Annotated in this window: 21 protein-coding genes and 1 riboswitch; of the genes, 9 read left to right on the forward strand and 12 right to left on the reverse strand. The window is 67.0% G+C overall.

The window, feature by feature from the left end; all coding sequences use genetic code 11:
• Positions 1-51: 51 nt before the first annotated feature.
• From sigE to QFZ57_RS11585, 3 genes are all read left to right on the forward strand, one after another.
• Positions 52-666: an RNA polymerase sigma factor SigE gene (gene sigE, locus QFZ57_RS11575; protein WP_306630568.1), complete on the forward strand. Its 615-nt coding sequence runs from the start codon at positions 52-54 to the stop codon at positions 664-666.
• 7 nt (positions 667-673) lie between these two features.
• Positions 674-1,573 (forward strand): anti-sigma factor, encoded by a 900-nt coding sequence (locus tag QFZ57_RS11580; RefSeq protein ID WP_306900331.1) that lies wholly within the window; start codon positions 674-676, stop codon positions 1,571-1,573.
• A 69-nt stretch (positions 1,574-1,642) separates the two neighbouring features.
• Complete coding sequence (locus QFZ57_RS11585) at positions 1,643-2,047, forward strand: Sec-independent protein translocase TatB (RefSeq protein ID WP_306900332.1); 405 nt, start codon at positions 1,643-1,645, stop codon at positions 2,045-2,047.
• A gap of 45 nt (positions 2,048-2,092) precedes the next feature.
• Here the strand turns inward: QFZ57_RS11585 and QFZ57_RS11590 are convergent, their stop codons facing one another.
• From QFZ57_RS11590 to QFZ57_RS11600, 3 genes are read right to left on the reverse strand one after another with little or no spacing between them, the layout of a single operon-like run.
• The gene (locus tag QFZ57_RS11590) at positions 2,093-3,232 is read right to left on the reverse strand and encodes an Mrp/NBP35 family ATP-binding protein (RefSeq protein ID WP_306900333.1); all 1,140 of its coding nucleotides are present in this window, start codon (positions 3,230-3,232) and stop codon (positions 2,093-2,095) included.
• Positions 3,233-3,931 carry a DUF1003 domain-containing protein gene (locus QFZ57_RS11595; RefSeq protein WP_373461233.1) on the reverse strand — a complete coding sequence of 233 codons (699 nt, stop codon included), beginning with the start codon at positions 3,929-3,931 and terminating at the stop codon, positions 3,233-3,235.
• The gene (locus QFZ57_RS11600; RefSeq protein WP_306630573.1) at positions 3,915-5,198 is read right to left on the reverse strand and encodes a magnesium transporter MgtE N-terminal domain-containing protein; all 1,284 of its coding nucleotides are present in this window, start codon (positions 5,196-5,198) and stop codon (positions 3,915-3,917) included. The genes QFZ57_RS11595 and QFZ57_RS11600 overlap by 17 nt, the downstream gene beginning before the upstream one ends.
• Before the next feature lie 77 nt (positions 5,199-5,275).
• Here QFZ57_RS11600 and QFZ57_RS11605 point away from each other — a divergent pair, with 77 nt between their 5' ends.
• Positions 5,276-6,277: a general stress protein gene (locus QFZ57_RS11605; RefSeq protein ID WP_306900334.1), complete on the forward strand. Its 1,002-nt coding sequence runs from the start codon at positions 5,276-5,278 to the stop codon at positions 6,275-6,277.
• 106 nt (positions 6,278-6,383) lie between these two features.
• On the opposite strand, the gene QFZ57_RS11610 is transcribed toward QFZ57_RS11605, so the two are convergent.
• Positions 6,384-7,958, reverse strand: a complete 1,575-nt coding sequence (locus QFZ57_RS11610) for an aminopeptidase P family protein (RefSeq protein WP_306900335.1) — start codon at positions 7,956-7,958, stop codon at positions 6,384-6,386.
• An 80-nt stretch (positions 7,959-8,038) separates the two neighbouring features.
• Between QFZ57_RS11610 and QFZ57_RS11615 the strand changes: the two genes are divergently transcribed.
• Positions 8,039-8,887, forward strand: coding sequence for a PHP domain-containing protein (locus tag QFZ57_RS11615; protein WP_306900336.1), 849 nt, complete (start codon positions 8,039-8,041; stop codon positions 8,885-8,887).
• A gap of 21 nt (positions 8,888-8,908) precedes the next feature.
• Here the strand turns inward: QFZ57_RS11615 and QFZ57_RS11620 are convergent, their stop codons facing one another.
• The 4 genes from QFZ57_RS11620 to thiE all read right to left on the reverse strand — a co-directional run bounded on the left by QFZ57_RS11620 (position 8,909) and on the right by thiE (position 14,076).
• On the reverse strand, positions 8,909-9,781 hold the full coding sequence (locus QFZ57_RS11620; protein ID WP_306630577.1) for a DNA-methyltransferase: 873 nt from the start codon (positions 9,779-9,781) through the stop codon (positions 8,909-8,911).
• An 8-nt stretch (positions 9,782-9,789) separates the two neighbouring features.
• The gene (locus QFZ57_RS11625; RefSeq protein WP_306630579.1) at positions 9,790-11,517 is read right to left on the reverse strand and encodes a DEAD/DEAH box helicase; all 1,728 of its coding nucleotides are present in this window, start codon (positions 11,515-11,517) and stop codon (positions 9,790-9,792) included.
• A gap of 288 nt (positions 11,518-11,805) precedes the next feature.
• Positions 11,806-13,305: an RNB domain-containing ribonuclease gene (locus QFZ57_RS11630; protein WP_306900338.1), complete on the reverse strand. Its 1,500-nt coding sequence runs from the start codon at positions 13,303-13,305 to the stop codon at positions 11,806-11,808.
• A 36-nt stretch (positions 13,306-13,341) separates the two neighbouring features.
• Positions 13,342-14,076, reverse strand: a complete 735-nt coding sequence (gene thiE / locus QFZ57_RS11635; RefSeq protein ID WP_306630581.1) for a thiamine phosphate synthase — start codon at positions 14,074-14,076, stop codon at positions 13,342-13,344.
• A gap of 27 nt (positions 14,077-14,103) precedes the next feature.
• Positions 14,104-14,222, forward strand: a riboswitch (TPP riboswitch).
• On the opposite strand from thiE, the gene thiO reads away from it, so the two are divergent.
• The 3 genes from thiO to QFZ57_RS11650 all read left to right on the forward strand — a co-directional run bounded on the left by thiO (position 14,216) and on the right by QFZ57_RS11650 (position 16,536).
• The gene (gene thiO / locus QFZ57_RS11640; RefSeq protein ID WP_306900340.1) at positions 14,216-15,496 is read left to right on the forward strand and encodes a glycine oxidase ThiO; all 1,281 of its coding nucleotides are present in this window, start codon (positions 14,216-14,218) and stop codon (positions 15,494-15,496) included. (Overlaps the previous riboswitch by 7 nt.)
• The gene (gene thiS / locus QFZ57_RS11645) at positions 15,480-15,716 is read left to right on the forward strand and encodes a sulfur carrier protein ThiS (protein WP_306630583.1); all 237 of its coding nucleotides are present in this window, start codon (positions 15,480-15,482) and stop codon (positions 15,714-15,716) included. The genes thiO and thiS overlap by 17 nt, the downstream gene beginning before the upstream one ends.
• Before the next feature lie 4 nt (positions 15,717-15,720).
• A complete protein-coding gene (locus QFZ57_RS11650; RefSeq protein WP_306900342.1) occupies positions 15,721-16,536 on the forward strand; it encodes a thiazole synthase in 816 nt (271 codons plus the stop codon).
• An 81-nt stretch (positions 16,537-16,617) separates the two neighbouring features.
• On the opposite strand, the gene QFZ57_RS11655 is transcribed toward QFZ57_RS11650, so the two are convergent.
• The 3 genes from QFZ57_RS11655 to QFZ57_RS11665 are packed head-to-tail and all read right to left on the reverse strand — an operon-like array spanning position 16,618 to position 17,896.
• Positions 16,618-16,920: a hypothetical protein gene (locus QFZ57_RS11655; RefSeq protein WP_306900344.1), complete on the reverse strand. Its 303-nt coding sequence runs from the start codon at positions 16,918-16,920 to the stop codon at positions 16,618-16,620.
• 25 nt (positions 16,921-16,945) lie between these two features.
• Entirely contained in the window at positions 16,946-17,170 is a 225-nt protein-coding gene (locus QFZ57_RS11660; RefSeq protein ID WP_306630586.1) for a DUF3107 domain-containing protein, read from the reverse strand.
• Between the two features lie 60 nt (positions 17,171-17,230).
• Positions 17,231-17,896, reverse strand: a complete 666-nt coding sequence (locus QFZ57_RS11665) for a TetR/AcrR family transcriptional regulator (RefSeq protein ID WP_306630587.1) — start codon at positions 17,894-17,896, stop codon at positions 17,231-17,233.
• Between the two features lie 84 nt (positions 17,897-17,980).
• On the opposite strand from QFZ57_RS11665, the gene moeB reads away from it, so the two are divergent.
• Entirely contained in the window at positions 17,981-19,180 is a 1,200-nt protein-coding gene (moeB, locus tag QFZ57_RS11670; RefSeq protein ID WP_306900345.1) for a molybdopterin-synthase adenylyltransferase MoeB, read from the forward strand.
• A 72-nt stretch (positions 19,181-19,252) separates the two neighbouring features.
• Here the strand turns inward: moeB and QFZ57_RS11675 are convergent, their stop codons facing one another.
• Positions 19,253-20,575, reverse strand: coding sequence for a glutamyl-tRNA reductase (locus QFZ57_RS11675; RefSeq protein WP_306630589.1), 1,323 nt, complete (start codon positions 20,573-20,575; stop codon positions 19,253-19,255).
• Between the last annotated feature and the right edge of the window lie 92 nt (positions 20,576-20,667).

A 20,667-nucleotide genomic window follows, 5' to 3' on the forward strand; every position in this document is an offset into this window, starting at 1 on the left:
CAGAGATGTCAACAGTATCCGGGCGTTAGCATTCCACGAGGGGAGTGGACGATGTCATCTTCAGTTGTGGCACCTGTCCCTGCAGTAAACAATCCCGACGATGAGTGGGTCCGTCCCACCTGGGAAGAAGTGGTTACCAACCACTCCGCAAAGGTCTACCGGCTGGCCTACCGCCTGACCGGAAACAAGTACGACGCCGAGGACCTCACCCAGGAAGTCTTCGTCCGCGTCTTCCGGTCGCTGGAGAACTTCAAGCCCGGAACACTCGACGGCTGGCTGCACCGGATCACCACCAACCTGTTCCTGGATCAGGCCCGGCGGAAGACCCGCATCCGGTTCGACGCCCTCGCGGAGGACGCGGAGTCGCGGCTCCCCGGCCGTGAACCGGGTCCCGAGCAGAGCTTTGAGCTGAACAACCTGGACCTCGACGTGCAGGCCGCGCTGGAGGAACTTCCGCCGGACTTCCGCGCCGCTGTGGTCCTGTGCGACCTTGAGGGGCTGTCCTACGACGAAGTCGCCGAGGCCCTGGGCGTCAAGCTGGGCACCGTCCGCTCGCGCATCCACCGCGGCCGGACCATGCTCCGCGAGAAGCTGGCCCACCGCGACCCCCGCCCGCAGCAATCCCGCCGCAAGCTTGCGATGCCCCGCATCGCCGGCATCCTCTGAACGGCACATGAGGTCCCAGTTTCCTCTCGGCGGCAGGCATCAGCGCACCGGCAGCCACCTTGAGGCCTGCCAGGAGTGCGCTGCCGCCGTGCGCCGGGAACGGCAGTACCTTGAGCGTCTACGGGATGCTCCCATCCCGCCCGCCAGCGAGGACCTGACGGCGCGGCTGCTGGCACGCACCCACGAACTGGCTGCCCAGCCGCCCGCACCTGAGAACCAGGGTGGGACTTCCCGGATGGCTGGACGGGCGTTTGCGCTCACCGCGGGCGGAACCATGGCAGCGGCCGGAGTGCTGGCCATGGGGGCATTCACCGCGGCGGGAGACCCTGCGGCCGGCGAACCGGCTGGAACCGAAGCGGCATTTTCGCACGTCTCGTCGCAGACCCCCGCGGACGGCAGGACCTTAACGGCTTCACAGCTGGCCACGTTACGCTCCGAGGGATGGGCCTGCCCGGAACTGCAGGCCATGGGATTCCACCTGGAAGCCGCCAAGGCGCTGGTGGTTGACGGGCAACCTGCAGTGGAGTTGCGGCTCACCGACGGCGCCCACCACGCCACCGTCACGGAACAGCACCCAGTCAACAAGGGAACGGCAAGCCCGCCCGCGCCTGCGGGTAGTGCGGAGGGGGAGAGCGCGGCAGGCCGGGAAGCTGACCCGCTGCAGGTTTCGAGTACCTCTCCCTGGCTCGCCACGTACCGGGCGGCCGGCCTCACTATCACCTACCGTTCCGATCTGCCTCCCGAGCAGGCCGATGATGCCTTGCCCATCCTCAAGCGGTTTGCCGATACCGCCGCAGAAGGGGTTGCGGCGGCCGTCCCCGAAACGACCGGCAGGCCCGCCGCCGAGTCTTTGGAGGCAAGGCTGGAGCGGGGAATCAACAAGATCGCGGCCCTGTTCACCCAGTGACACGGACTGTTTCCCCGTCCGCCGGCCGGGAATCGTCACTCGCAGCCCGGAGAGGGTAATCTTCCTAAAGTGTTTGGAATCAACGGCCCGGAGTTCATCCTTCTGCTGATCATTGGCGTTTTGGTGATCGGCCCCCAGCGGCTGCCCGAATACACCCAGAAGCTGGCAAACCTGGTCAAGGAACTTCGCCGCATGGCCTCCGGTGCGCGTGAACAGATCAAGGAAGAAGTGGGCATCGATATCGACGATGTCGACTGGAAGAAATACGATCCGCGCCAGTACGATCCCCGCCGCATCATCAAGGAAGCGCTGCTGGACGACGACACCAAGCGGGTCAGCGCCGGCGCCCCTGCCGCGGTGGCTGCCGTTTCCGGCGCCGCCGCCGCGGCAGATTCGGCCCCCAAGCGGCCTGAGAGGGTTGTCCAGCGGCTCGCCGCGGGCGAACCCGCCCCGTTCGACACCGAATCCACGTAGGAGCCTGCCGTCAGTCCCGCCCCGACCTGCCGGCCGGGATAAAACTCAGCGCGGCTGCAGCCCCAGCTTCATCCCGGCGAGGCCGCGCGGTTTGGTGGCCAGCTGCCCGGCAATGCCCGCCATCGCTTCAGCTGCGGGGGCTTCGGGCTGCCCGAGGACGATCGGAACCCCCGTGTCCCCGCCTTCCCGCAGACGGATGTCCAGGGGAATCTGGCCCAGCAACGGGACCTCCACCCCCACCATGGCGCTCAGTCGTTTGGTGAGGACCGCACCGCCGCCGCTTCCGAAGAGGTCCATCCGGCCGCCGTCGGGCATTTCCAAATAGGACATGTTCTCGATAACGCCGGCGATCTTCTGCCCCGTCTGGGTGGCGATGGCACCGGCGCGTTCGGCAACATCGGCTGCCGCCGCCTGGGGTGTGGTGACCACCAGGATCTCGGCCTTGGGCAGCAGTTGGGCAACGGAGATGGCGATGTCGCCCGTACCCGGCGGGAGGTCCAGGAACAGGGCATCCAAGTCGCCGAAGTAGACGTCGGTAAGGAACTGTTCCAGGGCCCGGTGCAGCATGGGTCCACGCCAGGCAACGGGCTGGTTGCCGGTAACGAACATGCCAATGGAGATCACTTTCACGCCGTAGGCAACCGGGGGAAGGATCATGTCGTCCACCTGGGTTGGCGCTTGGGTGATGCCCATCAGCGCGGGCACGGAGAAGCCGTAGACGTCCGCGTCCACGATGCCGACGCGCAGGCCCTGGGCGGCCAGTGCTGTGGCCAGGTTGACCGTTACCGAGGACTTGCCCACTCCGCCCTTGCCACTGGCCACGGCGTAGACCTTCGTGAGGGAATCCGGTTCATTGAAGGGGATTTTCCGCTGGCCGCCTGCGCCGCGCAGCTTCTCCTTGAGGGCATCACGCTGGGCCTGGGTCATCACCTTGAGCTCGACGTCGACGGCGGTGACGCCGGGGACTGCCAGCAGCGCCTTGGTGGCGTCGGCGGTGATGGTGTCCCGCAGCGGGCAGCCGGCGATGGTGAGCAGGACTGCCACGGTGACCTTGCCGTCGCCGGAGACCTGGACAGAGTCCACCATGCCCAGTTCGGTGATGGGGCGCCGGAGTTCGGGATCGATGACCGTGGCCAAGGCGGCGTTGACCGCCTCGCGCGAGGGGCTGGCGGGAGATGCGCTCAATTAACGTTCCTGGGTTGAATGGCCGGGCTTGACCCGGGGAATCTGCTGGGTGCGGGGGTTCCGCTGCCGCTCGCGCTGTTCTTTGAGTTTTTCCCGAACCTTGTCCCGTGGGGACTCGTGCTGCCCCTGGCCGGTTGAGTCATGGGTTCGGAGCTCTTCCTGGGCCTCCAGCAGGTCTTCCAGGAGAGAGCGCAGCTCCGCTCGGACGTAGTCCCGGGTTGTCACCTCGCGCAGGGCAATGCGCAGCGAAGCCAGCTCCCGGGTCAGGTACTCGGTGTCGGACAGGTTGCGTTCGGCGCGCTGGCGGTCCTGCTGCAGCGAGACGCGGTCGCGGTCGTCCTGTCGGTTTTGCGCCAGCAGCAGCAGGGGTGCCGCGTAGGAGGCCTGCAGGGACAGCATCAGGGTGAGCAGGGTGAAGCCGAGGTCGCGCGAGTCGAACTGCCATTCCAGCGGCGCCCAGGTGTTCCAGGCAAGCCAGATGACGACGAACACCGTCATGTAGACCAGGAACTGCGGCGTGCCCATGAACCGGGCAAAGCCCTCAGTGGCGTGGCCAAACGCGTCCGGGTCCGGGGAGAACTTGGGCAGGATCCGCTGGCGGCCGCTCAGCGGTGTGTCGAGGCTGCCCGCGGGAGCCGTCTTGGCGGGGGGACGCGGTGCGGGGTTCTTTGGAGCACTGATATCAGCCAATACGGCCACCGAGCCTTCTTATCGGGGCTTCACCGTCATGGGCGCGCCAGTCATCGGGCAACAGGTGATCCAAAACGTCATCAACAGTCACCGCCCCCACAAGCCGGCCGGAGTCGTTAACCACCGGAAGGGAGTTCAGGTTGTAGGTAGCCAGGGTCCGTGCCACTTCACTGATGTGCGCCTGGTCGGACAGGGGCTCCAGGTTTTTGTCCACGAGGTTGCCGAGCGATTCGAAGGGCGGGAAGCGGAGGAGCTGCTGGATGTGGACCACGCCCAGGAACCGGCCCGTGGGCGTCTCCAGCGGGGGCCGGGCGATGAAGATCGACGACGCCAAGGCGGGAGAGAGTTCCTCGCGCCGGACGTGGGCCAGGGCTTCGGCGACGGTGGCTTCCGGGGGCAGGATGACGGGCACCGGGGTCATCAGGCCGCCCGCGGTGTCTTCGTCGTATTCAAGCAGGCGGCGGACGTCCTCGGCGCCCTCGGGCTCCATCAGCTGGAGCAGTTCCTCGGCCTGGGCGGAGGGGAGTTCACCGAGGAGGTCGGCGGCGTCGTCGGGATCCATCTCTTCCAGGACGTCGGCGGCGCGCTGGACATCCAGTGCGGAGAGGATCTCCACCTGGTCGTCCTCCGGCAGTTCCTGGAGGACGTCGGCCAGCCGTTCGTCCTGCAGTTCGCTGGCCACTTCGAAGCGGCGCTTGTCGCTCATTTCCTGCAGGGCTTCGGCGAAGTCGGCGGGTTTGAGGTCTTCGTGGTTGGCCACGAACTGGGTTGCGGCCTGCGGCTCGGTGCGCGGGCCCTGCTGGGCGTCCGCCCAGTCAATAATGAGGGTTTCGTTGCGGCGCAGCCGGCTCAAGGGGGAAAGGGAATGGCCGCGACGGACAAAGAGTTTGCTGACGAACCAGTCCCGGGACCGGTGCTGGTCCATGGCGATGTCTTCGATGGTGGCGTCGCCGCTGCCGTCGCGGAGGGTAACCCGCCGGTCGAACATTTCCGCCACCACCAGTGTTTCCGCCCCCCGCTGTTCAAACCGGCGCAGGTTGACCAGGCCCGTGCAGATGATTTGGGTCTGATCGATTGAGGTGATGCGGGTCATGGGAACGAAGACCCGCTTTTTTCCCGGAACTTCCACCACGATGCCCACTACGTGCGGAGCTCCCTGGGTTCCGCGGGACAGCACAACAACATCGCGCAGCCGGCCCAGCCGGTCGCCCAGCGGGTCGAAGACGTCGAGGCCCAGGAGGCGTGCCACGAAGACGCGTGTCGGTGTTGTACTCACCACTACAGGCTACCGAGTCTGCTCTCTTTTAGCTGAATTTACAGGCGGCACCCACCTTGATGGGCAAGAATGGGTTTATGTCGAACATTTTTGGTGCTCCCAAGGCCGGGGCCGCGAACGGACCGGACGATGCCCGTGCCGTACCCACCGGTGACACCGTAGGCTCCTACTCGTCCTACCTCGACGCCCAGAAAGCAGTTGACTACCTTGCGGACCAGCAGTTTCCGGTCCAGATGGTGTCCATTGTGGGCAATGAGCTGAAGATGGTGGAGCGGGTTACGGGGCGCCTGAGCTATCCAAGGGTGGCACTTTCAGGGGCACTGAGCGGCATGTGGTTCGGCCTGTTCGTGGGCGTCATGCTGTCCTTCTTTGCACCATCACCCGGGTACTTCTCGATCCTGACGTCGGTGCTGATGGGTGCGGCCTTCTTCATGCTCTTCGGCATCGTCACCTACGCCATGCAGCGCGGCAAGCGGGACTTCACGTCCACCAGCCAGGTTGTGGCAACGAGCTACGACGTCATCGTGGCACCCGAGGCCGCCCACGAGGCGCGGCGCCTGCTGCAGCAGCTGCCGATGTCACGCTCGGACGCGGCATCCGGCCACGGTCCATACACCCAGCAGGACTACTCCAACCAGCCGTACCAGCACCAGCAGCAGCCGGGACAGGGGCAGCAGCCGGGGCAGGGTCCGGCCCGTCCCGCCGGGTGGAACGATCCCTACGGCCAGCGGCCCTCCGGTTCGCCGGACCAGGACGGACCGGCCCAGGACGGATCAGTCCAGGACGGACACGGTTACCCCAACGACGGCGGCCAGCAGCACAGCGGCCAGCAGTACAACGGCGCGCATCAACAGCAGCCGGCGCAGCCAGCCGCCCCGGCCCGGGCAGTCCGCTACCCGGACCTGCCCGACGGCCGTCCCCAGTATGGCGTCCGCCTGCCGCAGGGTCCCGCCGCTGGCCAGGGCCAGCCAGGGGCAGGACAGCCCACAGAGCGCAACGCAGAAAACGGTGCTGAACACCCTGCGGACAGCCAGTACGGTCCGGACGGGGACCAGCACCACGGCGAACACCGGCAATAGGACCGCCCGGACAGCCAAGGCCCAACAAGTCTGACGGCACGGGAAACAAAGAGCGGGACCGCTGGAGAGAATCCGGCGGTCCCGCTTTTTGCTGTCCTCGCCTGTGTCAGGCTTCTTCGGTCCGGTAGATGCCGGCCATCCAGTCCTCCACGTCCTCCGGGTTGCGCGGCAGTGCGGCACTGAGGTTGACGGGGCCGTCAGCCGTCATGAGGATGTCGTCCTCGATCCTGACGCCGATGCCGCGGTACTCCTCGGGGATCGCCAGGTCTTCCTTCTTGAAGTACAGACCCGGCTCGATGGTGAAGACCATGCCTTCGGTGAGGACGCCGTCAAGGTAGAGTTCGCGCTTTGCCTGCGCGCAGTCGTGCACGTCCAGTCCCAGGTGGTGGCTGGTACCGTGCGGCATCCAGCGGCGGTGCTGCTGGCCTTCCGGGCTGACCGCTTCCTTCACGCTGACGGGCAGGATGCCCCATTCGGCCAGACGCTCCGCCAGGACAGTGGTGGCCGCGGTGTGGATGTCACGGAACTTGGTTCCCGGCCGGGCAGCGGAAAACCCGGCGTCGGCGGCATCCAGGACCGCCTGGTAGACCTTGCGCTGGACATCACTGAAGGCGCCGCTGGCCGGAAGAGTGCGGGTGATGTCTGCGGTGTAGAGCGAGTCCGCCTCGACGCCGGCGTCCAGGAGCAGGAGCTCGCCGGCGTGGATGCGGCCGGTGTTGCGGGTCCAGTGCAGCACGGTCGCGTTGTTGCCGGAAGCTGCGATGGTGTCGTAGCCCAGTTCATTGCCCACCTCGCGGGCGCGGGCAAAGAAGGCTCCTTCCACCACCCGCTCGCCGCGGGCATGCGTGAGGGCCCGCGGCAAGGCCTTGACCACTTCTTCAAACCCTTCAACGGTGGCGGACACCGCGATCTTCATCTGCTCGATCTCCCACTCATCCTTGAGCAGGCGCAGTTCGGAGAGGGCCTCGCTCAGCTTCTCATCCAGCGCATCGAGGACGCCGAGGTCCAGGTTCTCGGGGTCCTTCGCCGTGTTATACCGGGCCGTGTCCACCAGGGCGTCGATGTTCTCGTCCACCTTGCGGACCAGGCGGATGGAGATGCCGCCGATTTCCGGGGCACCCACGTCCTTGGTGATGGCCGTTTCCAGTTGGTCGACGTGTGCGGTGGCCAGTCCCAGCCGGGCCTCGAACTCCTCCAGGGTGGGGCGGGCTCCGATCCAGAACTCGCCGGAGCGGGAGTCCGCGTAGAACTGCTCCGTGTCCCTGCCGGCCAGCGGCCGGAAGTACAGCGTCGCCCGGTGGTTGCCGCCGTCGTCGCCCTTTCCCTCTTCAACCGGTTCCAGGATCAGGACGGCGTCCGGCTCGTGGTCCAGGCCGAGCCCGGTCAGGTGGGCGAAGCCGGAGTGCGGCCGGAAGCGGTAGTCGCAGTCGTTGGAGCGGACCTTGAGAGGGCCGGCGGGGATGACCAGGCGTTCGCCTTTGAACAGGACGGAGATTGCCTTGCGCCGGTTTGCGGCGTAACCGGCGACAGCATCCCGCTGGGGAAGTTCCTGGCTGGACGGCGCCCAGTTGCTGGCCATGAAGGCCTTAAAGGCGTTGGAACTGGGCCGCTGTGAGCGGTTGTTGACGCGCTCCTCCAGCGGCTGGGCAGCAGAGTTTTGGGTGTTTTCGGCATCGTTCACGGCACCATCGTCTCACCAGCTTCCCGGCTAAGCGAACAAGGCAGCCGGGCCGCCCTGCCGCCGTCCACTAGGCTGGACGGGTGAGGATTGACCTGCATGCCCACTCCAACGTTTCCGACGGTACCGAGCCACCGGCCGATGTCATGGCATCTGCTGCGCGCGCGGGCCTTGACGTCGTTGCCCTGACCGACCACGATTCAACGGCTGGCTGGGCGGAGGCAACGGCTGTCGCGTCAACGTTCGGGGTGGCATTGGTCCCGGGCATGGAGGTCTCATGCCGGACGGAGGAAGGCATCAGCGTCCACCTGCTGAGCTACCTGCACGATCCCACCCATCCCGGCCTCCTGGAGGAAATTACCAAGGCCAAGGATTCCCGGCACACCAGGGCCGAACGGATGGTCACCATCCTGGCCGAGGACTACCCGCTGACCTGGGATGACGTCATCCACCACGTGGCACCCGGCGCCACCCTTGGGCGGCCGCACATCGCTGACGCCCTCGTCGCCGCCGGCGTGGTGGAGGACCGCTCAGAGGCCTTCGCCTCCATCCTCACCTCGCGGTCCCGCTACTTCATCCCGCACTATGCGCCGGACCCGGCCACCGCCGTCGAACTGGTCCGTGCCGCCGGCGGTGTGCCCGTGTTTGCCCATCCCGTGGCGTCTTCCAGGGGACGGATCGTAGGGGAGCGTACGTACCGTGACATGATCGACGCCGGCCTGGCGGGCCTGGAGATCGACCACCGGGACAATCCGGAAGAGGGCCGCGATTTCCTGCGCAGGCTGGCGGCCAGGCATGGCCTGCTGATCACCGGCTCCTCCGATTACCACGGCACCGGCAAGCCCAACCTGCTGGGGGAAAACGTCACGGCACCCGACATGCTGGCGCGAATCGAGGAACTCGGCACGGGAGCCGCCGTCGTCCGGCCCTGACACCGCGGCCCCTCTGACTGGTCAGGTGGGCCGGAACGAGGTGAGTGTGGCGTGGGCGCCGAGCCGCTTGGCCATGATGTCAATGGCAGGCTGGTTCTGGTCCACGCACACGAACTTCCGGCCAAGCCTGGCGGCAACTGCCCCCAGCGTCCCGGAGCCGGCGAAGAAGTCCAGGCACCAGTCACCGGGCCGGCTCGAAGCGGCAACCACCCGGCGGACCAGGCCCTCCGGCTTCTGGGTGGGGTAGCCGGTTTTCTCCTTGCCGGTGGGCGAGACGATGGTGTGCCACCAGACGTCGGTGGGCAGCTTTCCCAGTTCACGCTTGGCAGGCGTCACCAGCCCCGGGGCCATGTAGGGCTCGCGGTCCACCTCGGCGCTGTCAAAGTGGTATTTCGCCGGGTTCTTCACGTACACCAGGATGTTGTCGTGCTTGGTGGGCCACCGGTTTTTTGCCCGGGCGCCGTAGTCGTAGGCCCAGATGATCTCGTTCAGGAAGCATTCCCGGCCGAAGATGGCGTCCAGCATGACCTTGGCGTAGTGCACCTCGCGGTAGTCCAGGTGCAGGTACAGGGTCCCGTCATCGGCCAGCAGGCGCCACGCCTCCACGAGCCTGGGTTCGAGGAAGGACCAGTAGTCGCTGAACGCGTCATCGTAGCGGTGCAGGGCACCCTTGATGGTGTCGTAGGAGCGGCCTTTGAAGCCCACACGGTCTCCGCTGCCACCGGCGTTGACCACCATCCGGGTTTCCTGGCGTTGCTGCGGCCTGCCGGTGTTGAAGGGCGGGTCCACGTAAATCAGCGTGAAGGCGCCGTCCGGCAGCGTGGGGAGGTACTCCGCGTTGTCCGCGTGCACCACCAGGCTGCCGCCGTCCGGCGCCCAAACAGTGTCAGTCATCAGGGCAGTTAGCCCTCGGCATTGCCGGGCTGCGTGCCATTGTCGGCACCTGCCACCACTTCGCCGTTGCGGCGGCGGGTGCGCGTCCGGCGGCGGGCGCGGGTGGCGCGGTCCACCTCGGCCGGGGCGCTCGCCGTTGCCGGGGCGCTTGCCTCTGCGGGACCGGCCGCGGTTTCCTTCTCGGGCGAACGACGACGGCGCTCACCGGAGCGTCCGCTGTCACGGCCGCCTTCGCGTGCACCGTCACGGGAGCCGGAACGGCCGCCCTCACGGGAGCCGGAGCGGCCGGAGTCGCGCCCGCTGCTCCTGGCGCCGTCCCGGGCACTGTCCCTTGCGCTGGGGCGGGTGTTCTTCTTGCCGGTCTCGCCAAGGTCTTCGAGGACTTCTGCGTCGACGCCGGCGAGCACCCGCTTGTCGCGGGGGAGGCGGCCCTTGGTGCCCTCCGGGATGTCCAGTTCCTCGAACAGGTGCGGCGAGGAGGAGTAGGTCTCAACCGGTTCGGGCACGCTCAGGCCCAGGGCCTTGTTGATCAGGCCCCAGCGCGGCATGTCGTCCCAGTCGACGAAGGTCACGGCGGTGCCCTTGTTGCCCGCGCGGCCGGTGCGGCCGACGCGGTGCAGGTAGATCTTCTCGTCTTCGACGCACTGGTAGTTGATCACGTGCGTCACGTCGTCAACGTCGATGCCGCGCGCGGCGACGTCGGTGGCGACGAGGACGTCGACCTTGTTGTTGCGGAAGGCGCGCAGCGCCTGCTCGCGGGCGCCCTGGCCGAGGTCGCCGTGGATGGCGGCCGCAGCGAAGCCGCGGTCCACGAGTTCCTCTGCGACCTTGGCGGCGGTGCGCTTGGTCTTGGTGAAGATGATGGTCCGGCCGCGTCCGCGGGCCTGCAGGATGCGGGCCACCACCTCGATCTTGTCCATGCTGTGGGCACGGTAGATCAGCTGGCGGATGTCGCGCTTGGTGAGGCCCTCATCCTCGGGATCCGCGGCGCGGATGTGGGTGGGCTTGGTCATGTAGCGGCGTGCCATCGCGACGACCGGGCCGGGCATGGTGGCGGAGAACAGCAGGGTCTGGCGGACGGCCGGGGTGCCCGCGATGAGGGTTTCAACGTCCGGCAGGAAGCCCAGGTCCAGCATCTCGTCGGCCTCGTCGAGCACCACGATCTTGACGTTCTTCAGGCTCAGGAGCTTTTGCTTGTAGAGGTCGATCAGCCGGCCGGGGGTGCCCACCACAACCTCGACGCCCTGCTTCAGGGCCTCCACCTGGGGCTCGTAGGCGCGGCCACCGTAAATGGTGGCAATCCTCGCATTGCGCTTGCGTGACGCCGTCACCAGGTCCCCGGCCACCTGCACGGCCAGTTCACGCGTGGGAACGATGACCAGGGCCTGCGGGGCTCCCGGCACGGCGAGCTTGGCATAGCCGGGGTCGTCCTGCCCGATGACCCGCTGGAGTGCGGGAATGCCGAAGCCCAGGGTTTTGCCGGTGCCGGTCTTGGCCTGGCCGATAATGTCATGGCCGGCCAGGGCCACCGGCAGGGTCATGGCCTGGATGGGGAAGGGGTGGGTGATCCCGGCGTCAGCCAGGGATTCAACGATGTCCTCACGGACGTTGTAGTCGGCAAAGGACTTTTCCGCGATCTCATGCGGCGTCTCGTCCGAGATGATGGTTTCTTCCGGCTCTATGGTTTCCGTGCCGGACTCATCGGTTAGAAGCTGGTGGGTATGCAATTCACTCACGGGGAGTTTCCTTATTCATTTGGGCAATGGCGCTGCCTGCTCAACGGGCCGGCCAGGGCTGGCCGTTCCGGAGCACGCTCAGGCGCGCAAGCGATTCCAGTGGAAGCCGATCGCGGGCTATCTATGCTGGCACTGGTGACCAGCGGGCAAATCTCAAGATCGCGTAGGGGCGGGCTTGTTGGTTTCAAATCAAGGAAATCAACGACCGGGCATCCATTTCTACCCCTTTAGTCTAGCCGCACGGGCACAAGAACACTGTTTCGGCCCGCTTGCGGCGCCCGCCGAAGCTCAGGAGACGAGTTCGAAATGGATCTGCCGGGTGGTGATGTCCGAGGAAACAAGCCGGACCCGGACCTTGGTACCGGACTCCAGGTCGCCCGCGCAGCGGGCGGTGACCGCCGGCTCGGCAATCTGGATGATCCCCGAACTTCCGTTGCCGTTTCCGGTCTTCCCGTTCCCGTTGCCACCCTTCCCGTTGCCGTTGCCATTTCCGCTTTGCGGCTTGGATCCGGAGATGACGATGGCGTCGAACTCCTGCCCGATATGGTTCAGCAGCAGCGCTGCCTCCACGGTGTCCAGGGCCAGGCGTTCCATCCGCGACGCCAGCTGGTCTGAGCCGGCCATGATGCCCGGCAGCAGCGGAAGGGCTTCGCGTGCCCAGCCGGGAACATCGCCGCGGTTGCTCAGGGCCTCGCAGATGACCAGCACAAAGCGGTCCACCAGGCGGCGCAGCGGCGCGGTGGTGTGGGCATAGGCGGCACCAATGGCGGACTGCACACCATCCTCGGGGACGGTCCCGTCAAAGGCGGTGTACGAGGCTCCCCGGAACAGCATGCCGGCGGAGTGCATGATGGCCAGCTGGCGCGGATCGGTGGGATCCAGCGAACGCAGGTACTCGCCATAGCTGACTTCGCCGTCCCAGGGCCTCCCCAGCACCTCGGTCTGCAGCCGGAAATGCCCCAGGGACCGTTCGTCCGGAGCCGGCATGGTGCGCAGGATGCCCACCTTGCCCTCCAGCATGAGCTGCGCGGCGGCCATCCCGGTCATCAGCGAAATCTGCGCGTTCCAGTCCTCCACGGGAAGCTGCGGTACGGCATCAATGCGGTAGCCGCCGTCGGGCAGCTGGACAATTTCCTGCTCGGGCATGTTGAGGCTGGCCCCTCCGCGTGCCCGTTCCAGTGCCACCCGTTTCAGGCCCACCTCGCGGAGCAGCCGCAACACGGGGGAGGCGGTCCCGGCGTCGAGGTCTGCCTGCGCGCCCTTGTAGCTGAGCTTGTCGCGGCTGCGGACCCGCGCCCGCCGGACGCCCACTGACAAAACCGACGCGTCGCCGTCCAGCGTGAAGTCCCACACGAAGGCCGAACATTCCTGGCCGGGCAGGAGGCTCCCTGCCCCTTCGCTGATCACCTCAGGGTGCAGCGGTATCCTGCCGTCCGGAGCATAGAACGTCTGTCCGCGGCGCCGGGTCTCGGCGTCCAGGGGACCTCCCGGCGCAACAAACGCCGGGACGTCGGCAATCGCGTACATCACCCGGTAACCGTTCCCGTCCGGTTCGATGAACACGGCCTGGTCCAGGTCCGTGGACGACGCCGGATCGATGGTCACGAACCCGACGGCGGTCAGGTCGTAGGACGGCAGCTTCAGCCCTGCCACCGCGGCCCGGGCATCCTCCACCGCTTCAGCCGGATACGGGCCCGGCAGTTCGAGTTCCGTCCGCAGCAGGCCCAACGCCTCTTCCACGGCGTTCCTGTGGTCATGGACGTTGGGGGCCAGCCGATGATGTGACACAAAAATCAGCGTAGCTCCAAGTCCACCGATATGGCATCAGGAGCCGGTGGCGTCCAGCGCGTCGAGGAGGGAAGCGGCAGCGGCGGCGGGGTCGGGGGCCTCGGTGATGGCGCGGACCACCACGATCCTGCGGGCACCCGCGTCCACCACCTGGTGGACGTTTCCGTGATCGATGCCGCCAATGGCAAACCATGGCACCGGATCCGCCGCCTGCCGGGAAGCTTCGGCCGCGTACTTCACCAGTCCGGGTCCGACGGCGGTCCTGCCCGGTTTGGTGGGCGTGGCCCAGACGGGACCCACACAGAAGTAGTCCAGCCCGGCCGGGCCGGCAGTTGCTGCCAGTGCCGCGTCCACCTGTCCGGTGGTGTGGCTGGAGAGTCCGATGGCGGCGTTTCCGTTAACCAGCGTCCGCGCTGCTGCCAATGGCAGGTCCTTCTGGCCGATGTGGAACACCGGCGCCCCGGACAATACGGCGATGTCCGCCCGGTCATTGACCGCCCACAGCCTGCCATGCCGTACCGCGGTCTCCTTCAGCACCGCCAGGAGGTCAAGTTCCTCCGCAGCCTCGATGGTCTTGTCGCGCAGCTGGATGATGTCCACGCCACCGGCGAACGCGGCGTCCACGAACTGCGCAAAGTCACCCCGGTCCCGGCGGGCATCGGTGCAGAGGTACAGCCGGGCTGCCTTGAGGGCGTCGCTGTCCCGGGCATTGACAACTTCGGTGGCTGAAGGGCGGTGGCCCGCGGGGAAGGATGGGGTGGACACATTCATGGCTGCAAGCCTAGTTCCTCTAAACTGGGCTGGTACTGCGGGAGCCCGCGGCAGCTGTCACAAAGCGCCGGGCTGAGAGGGCGTCAGAGCCGACCGCTTGACCTGATCCGGGTAATGCCGGCGTAGGGAAGGAACCCATATGCGTACCCCCACCCCACCCACCGTCCGGGCCGACGTCGCCGTCATCGGCGGGGGAGTGGTTGGCCACGGAATCGCGTGGGAGGTGCAGCGTTCCGGACGCTCCGTCGTCCTCATCGATGACGCGCCCGGTACCGGTGCCAGCTGGGCCGCCGCCGGCATGCTGGCCCCGGTCAGCGAACTGCACTACCAGGAGGAAGACCTCCTGGAACTCATGCTCGAAGCATCCTCGCGCTGGCCCGGGTTCGCCGCCGGCGTCGCCGGAGCAACGGGCGCCGACCCCGGATACCTTACGACGCCGACCCTCGCCGTGGGTGCCGACGCAGCCGACCGCCGCGCGCTGATGGACCTGCGCACCGTACAGCAGGCCAACGGGCTGGCGGTGGAACCGCTGACCGTGCGGGAGGCCCGGCAGCGCGAGCCACTGCTCAGCCCGGCCATTGCCTGCGCCCTGGAGACCCCGGCCGACCACCAGGTGGATCCCCGGCGGCTGGTAGCGGCACTGCGGCTGGCCCTGGCCGGTACCGTGCAGGAGAAACCGGAACTGGCGGTTGCCGGGGCGGTGGACGGATATGCCGTGCCGGAGCGGGCAGCCGGGCTCTTGTGGGAGGGCGGAGCGGTTGCCGGTGCCCGCCTCGCGGACGGCGGCACGGTCCTGGCGGGGGAAACCGTGGTAGCCAACGGCCTGCAGGCGGGGGCGCTCGGCGGCCTTCCCGGCGGCCTGGAGCTGCCCCTGCGGCCCGTGCACGGGGACATCCTCCGCCTTGCCGTTCCCCGGCACCTTCAGCCCCTGGTGACCGCCACGGTGCGGGGCCTGGTCCACGGCATCCCGGTGTACATCGTCCCGCGGCAGGACGGAACCGTGGTGATCGGAGCCACGCAGCGGGAGGACGCCCTTTCCGATGCCGTCAGCGCCGGGGGCGTGTACCAGCTGCTGCGGGATGCGCAGGCGCTGCTGCCCGCCGTCGCTGAACTGGAACTCCTGGAGTGCACCGCCCGCGCCCGGCCCGGAACCCCCGACAATGCGCCGCTGCTGGGCCGGGTGCCGGCGGCCCCTGGCTCCGCCGGCGAAGGCGCCGGGCACGTCCCGGGGCTCATCATTGCCACCGGGTTCTTCCGGCACGGCGTCCTGCTCACTCCGGCCGCAGCCGCCATCTGCACGGAACTGCTGGACGGAAAAGCCGATCCCCGCTGGGCACCCTTCAGCCCCGGCCGGTTCTCCAGGCCGGCGACGCCGCCACAAGCCCCCACATCAAGGAGACAGCGTGAACATCACCCTTAACGGAAACCCGCACACAGTGCCCTACGGCGCCTCCATCACCACGCTGGTCAGCCAGGTCACCGGACGCCCGCTGGCTGACAACGGACAGGCGACTGACGGCGGGAAACTCGGCGTCGCCGTCGCGCACAACGCCCAGGTGGTGCCGCGCAGCCAATGGTTCGCCACCGCGCTCGCCGATGGCGACGACATCGAACTTGTCACAGCAGTACAGGGAGGCTGACGCCATGACCGAAACCAGCACCATCAACCCCGCCGGAAATGCCGGCGCCAGCGACGCCCTGGTGATCGACGGCGTCGCCCTCGGGTCGCGGCTCATCATGGGCACCGGGGGAGCGCCCAGCCTGGATGGCCTGGGCGCGGCCCTCCTGGCCTCCGGCACCGCCTTGACCACCGTGGCCATGCGCCGCTACTCCACGGCGGAAACCGGCTCGCTTTTCCAGCTGCTGGTGGACCACGGGATCCGGGTGCTGCCCAACACGGCCGGCTGCTTTACCGCCCGGGACGCAGTCCTCACGGCGGAGCTGGCCCGGGAGGCGCTGGAGACCGACTGGGTGAAACTGGAGGTCATCGCCGACGAACAGACGCTCCTGCCGGACGCCGTGGAACTCGTGGAGGCCACGGAGCAGCTGGTCAACCGCGGCTTCAAGGTCTTCGCCTATACCAACGACGATCCCGTGCTGGCGCTGCGGCTGGAGAACCTCGGCGCCACCGCCGTCATGCCGCTGGGTTCCCCGATCGGCACCGGCTTGGGGATCCTGAACCCGCACAACATTGAACTCATCGTTTCCCGGGCCTCCGTGCCTGTGGTCCTGGACGCCGGGATCGGCACGGCATCGGACGCCGCCCTTGCCATGGAGCTGGGCTGCGACGCGGTGCTGCTGGCCACGGCCGTGACCCGCGCGCAGAACCCGGCGCTCATGGGCGAGGCGTTCAAGCACGCGGTGGCCGCCGGCAGGATGGCAAGGGCAGCCGGGCGCATCCCGCGCCGGGAGCATGCCCTGGCGTCATCGGCCATGGAGGGCCGGGCGGAATTCCTCTGACCCCGGACATACAGTTGTGGCCACCACCCGGGCGGGTGGTGGCCACAACTGTTTGATCCGTCCGCAGGCGCAGGCCGAAACTCAGCGCCGCAGTACCGCGGTGAGCTGCTCCGCGTCGTGGCGCGCACGCGTGCGGCCCAGGTAGACGACGGCGGCGACGGCAGCTGCAATGCCCAGGACAATGGGCAGGACCCATGGAAGCCAGGTCAGCCCGGGCAGGTAACCGAAACCGGCTGCCATCAGGATGATCCATACCAAGGCTGCAACACCGACGGCGACGCCGGACGGCAGTCCCGCGCCGTACTTCGCGTGCCGCTTGTCGTTGGCCCAGACGACGAATCCGGCGGCGACGGTGGCCAGCACCACGATGGTCAGCGAAAGCATGAATCTCCTTGGAAAGGCGGGTGGCTTAGAACTGGCCGAAGCCTACGCGCCGAACCTCTTCGGCACCGATTTCCACGTAGGCCAGCGCGTTGCCCGGAACAATGAGCAAGCGTCCCTTGTCATCCTTCAACCGCAGTTCGCTGCCTGCGTTGATGGCTTCGCCAACAACCTTGGCCACGGCCTCCGCATCGTCGGTTGATTCCAGCACGATTTCGCGGGCAACGTTCTGCACGCCGATCTTAATTTCCAAGGGGGCCTCCCAGCCTGTGAAGTGCTCGTGTTCTCTACAAGGTGTTGTCTTATTTGTAGTCTAGGACTCTTTGGGGAAGCGAGAGATTCCGCGCCAAGCTAAACGGTAGATGAGGTCGCTGGCCACATTGAGGTCCAGGTTGCCGTCCGTTTCCAGCCAGTACCGGGCGCTGACCTGCGCCATCCCGGCCAGTCCGCGGCCCAGGAGTTCGGCTTCGAGGTGGGGGAGCTTGGTGTCCTCGGCAATGACCCTGGCGATGGCGTCGGCGAAGGTCCGGTTGAAGGTTTCCAGCCTGGAGCTGACATCGGGGTCGTTGATCAGGTCGGACTCAAACACCAGGCGGTGGGCCTGGTCGTCATTGGCAATGAAGTGGAAGTAGGCGCGCATGACGGCCTGGACACGTTCATCATTGTCCGTTGTGGAGTTCAGGGCGCCCAGCATCAGCTCCGTCAGGGAGGCCAAATGGCTTTCCAGCAGCGCCAGGTACAGGTCGCGTTTGGAAGGGAAGTGCTGGTACAGCACCGGCTTGCTGACATGGGCGGTCTCTGCAATTTCATCCATTGCGGCGCCGTGGTAGCCGTTGGCCACGAACACCTCCTGGGCGGCAGCAAGGAGCTGTGCGCGGCGCTCATCCCGGGGCAGCCGGGCGGACCGATGGCCTGCGGGGCGGGAGGGAGTTTGCGGTTCGGCCGCGGGCGGGCGGTCAGCCCGTGCTTCAGGGACCACAGTTGTCCTTCTTTCCATTGCAGTTACCTTCACTTTACTGCGGGGTAATATGACCCGGCGGTATCCCGGGGCATACATTGAAGTATGGCTTCGTCTTTCACCGCAAATGTTTCACCCCTTTCCCTGGATCCGCTGGTGGAACCGGCCGCCGACCTCACCCCCGCCGAGGTGGAACGGTACTCCCGGCACCTGATCATTCCCGAGATAGGTGCCCTGGGCCAGCGGCGGCTCAAGAACGCCAAGGTGCTGGTGATCGGCGCCGGCGGCCTCGGTGCTCCCGCCCTGCTGTACCTTGCCGCGGCGGGTGTTGGCACCATCGGAATCATCGACGACGACGTGGTGGACCTGAGCAACCTGCAGCGCCAGGTGATCCACGGCGTCAGTGACGTGGGACGGCCCAAAATCGAATCGGCCCGGGACACCATCGCCGGGCTGAATCCATTGGTGGATGTCCGGCTGCATAACGTCCGCCTGGACTCCTCCAACGCCCTGGAGCTGTTCAGCGGGTACGACCTCATCCTTGACGGCGCCGACAACTTCGCCACCAGGTACCTGGTGAACGACGCCGCCGCCATCCTGGGCAAGCCCTACGTGTGGGGTTCCATCTTCCGTTTTGACGGCCAGGTCAGCGTGTTCTGGGAGAAGCACGGCCCCACCTACCGGGACCTGTATCCGGAGGCCCCGCCCGCCGGTTCCGTTCCCTCCTGTGGTGAGGGCGGCGTGTTCGGTATGGTCTGCGCTGCCGTGGGATCGCTGATGGTGACCGAGGCAGTGAAGCTGATTACCGGCGTCGGACGTTCCCTGCTGGGCCGCGTGGCACTGTATGACGCCCTGGGCGGCAGCTGGCGCGAGATCCGGGTGTCAAAGGACCCCGCGGCGGAACCCATCACCGAACTCACCGACTACGAGGCTTTCTGCGGCATCGCCCCGGCCTCTCAGGCCGATACCGAGCACACCGTCACCGCCACCCAGCTGGCCACCATGCTGGCGTCGCGCCAAGCCGGGCTCAAGGACTTTGAGCTGGTGGATGTCCGCGAGGCCGGGGAATACGACATTGTCCGGATCGAGGGGGCCAGGCTGATCCCGCAGGGGCGGATCCTTGCCGGGGAGGCATGGGACGAACTTCCGCAGGACCGGGACATTGTGTTCCACTGCAAGGCCGGGACCCGGTCCGCCAGCGTGCTGGCGGCGGCACGGCAGGCCGGTTACCAGCGGGTCAGCCACCTCGACGGCGGGATCCTGGCCTGGGTGCGCGACGTGGAACCGGAGAAACCCGTCTACTGACACCTTGCTCTATCAGATATGGCTCCCAAACCACCGGTTTAGGAGCCATATCTGATAGAGCATCGTGGTGAATCAGGCGGTTTCGCGGCCCTTGTGGTCCACCGGGCATTCGGCCTCAAAGCCGGCAGGGGCGGGGCTGGGCTGCTCAACGGTGATGCCGTACAGGGCCTCCAGCGCGGCAACGTAGTCATCCTGCTGGCCGTTCGCGGCGAGTTCGCGGGCGCGGACCGTGGGAACGTGCAGCAACTGCTTGACCATGCGGCGGAGCGCGAATTCGACTTCCTCGGCGGCGGCGGTGCAGCCGTGGCGGGCACGGACCTTTTCCATCTCCGTGTCCAGGACGTTCATGGTGTGGCGCCGCAGGGCAACGATTGCTGAATCCACGGAGCGGGCCTCGCGCTCCTGCTCGAAGGCCTTTGCGGCACCCTGCACGATGCCGCTGGCCTGGGCCAGCGATTCCGCCTGTTCCTGCGGTGCGGCCAGGCGCACGGATTCCAGGGTCAGCAGCTCCACGCCGTCCAGCTCGCCGACTGCGGGGTCAAAGTCGTGGGTCAGGGCAAGGTCGATGGCGATGAGGGGCTGCGGTGAACCGGCGCGGACCTGGGCCAGTTCATCGGCTTCCACCCGGGTGTCCGACCCGCTGCAGCCGATCATGACGTCGGCAGCCGCCACTGCGGGCCGCAGCGATTCCGCATTCAGGGCTGTGCCGCCCCGCGAGGCCACAAAGCCTTCGGCGCGGCCGGAGGAGGAGAAAACGGAGATGTCCGTGCAGCCGCGTTCACGCAGCAGTGCCATGGTGGCGCCGGCGTAGGCGCCGGTCCCGAACAGCACGACCTTCTTGGTTGACCAGTCGGGGCTTTCAGACAGATCCGTGGCCAGGTCCAGTGCCACAGAGACGATGGAAAGGCCCCGGGAACCGAGGGCCGTTTGCGCGCCCACATCCTTGGCGGTCTTGGATGCAGCCTGGAAAAGCCGGACGAGCCCGGCGCTTGCAGTGCCGTCATGCTGGGCGGTGATCAGCGCCCGCCGCACCTGGCCGGCGATCTCGCGTTCACCCACGACGGCGGAGTCCAGTCCCGCGCTGACGGCGAACAGGTGCTGGGTCACCTCGGGTCCGGTGCGCGTGCTGAAGGAACGCGATACAAGGGGTTCGGCCAGTCCGCTGGCCTCGCTGATCCGGGATACGAGCGCTGCCCGGGCCGCTTCGACGTCGTTGGGGTTGGCGGCTTCGCCGTAAATCTCGTAGCGGTTGCAGGTGGCGAGGACCACCGCGCCGGCCACAGCAGGGGATTCGGTGAGTGCGGATGCGGCAATCCCGGAAGAACCGTTGCTCAACTGAGCAACGGTTTCAAGATCGATGTCGGCGTGTGTAGCCACCAATGAGAAAAGAACCACAGCAGACCAATCATAGCTTTTTCGTTGCCTGGTAGAACAACCACCGAAAAGGATAGTCGCCACACCGCACAGTGATTCCCGACACCTTCCCG

The sequence above is a fragment of the Arthrobacter sp. B1I2 genome (genome assembly GCF_030816485.1).
Taxonomy (GTDB): domain Bacteria; phylum Actinomycetota; class Actinomycetes; order Actinomycetales; family Micrococcaceae; genus Arthrobacter.

What these genes read in the sequence shown, in the direction of transcription:
- sigE (WP_306630568.1), top strand. Translation starts at nt 52, where the DNA reads ATGTCATCTTCAGTTGTGGCACCTGTCCCTGCAGTAAACAATCCCGAC.
- QFZ57_RS11580 (WP_306900331.1), top strand. Translation starts at nt 674, where the DNA reads ATGAGGTCCCAGTTTCCTCTCGGCGGCAGGCATCAGCGCACCGGCAGC.
- QFZ57_RS11605 (WP_306900334.1), top strand. Translation starts at nt 5,276, where the DNA reads ATGTCGAACATTTTTGGTGCTCCCAAGGCCGGGGCCGCGAACGGACCG.
- QFZ57_RS11620 (WP_306630577.1), bottom strand. Translation starts at nt 9,781, where the DNA reads ATGACTGACACTGTTTGGGCGCCGGACGGCGGCAGCCTGGTGGTGCAC.
- thiE (WP_306630581.1), bottom strand. Translation starts at nt 14,076, where the DNA reads ATGAATGTGTCCACCCCATCCTTCCCCGCGGGCCACCGCCCTTCAGCC.
- thiO (WP_306900340.1), top strand. Translation starts at nt 14,216, where the DNA reads ATGCGTACCCCCACCCCACCCACCGTCCGGGCCGACGTCGCCGTCATC.
- QFZ57_RS11650 (WP_306900342.1), top strand. Translation starts at nt 15,721, where the DNA reads ATGACCGAAACCAGCACCATCAACCCCGCCGGAAATGCCGGCGCCAGC.
- QFZ57_RS11655 (WP_306900344.1), bottom strand. Translation starts at nt 16,920, where the DNA reads ATGCTTTCGCTGACCATCGTGGTGCTGGCCACCGTCGCCGCCGGATTC.
- moeB (WP_306900345.1), top strand. Translation starts at nt 17,981, where the DNA reads ATGGCTTCGTCTTTCACCGCAAATGTTTCACCCCTTTCCCTGGATCCG.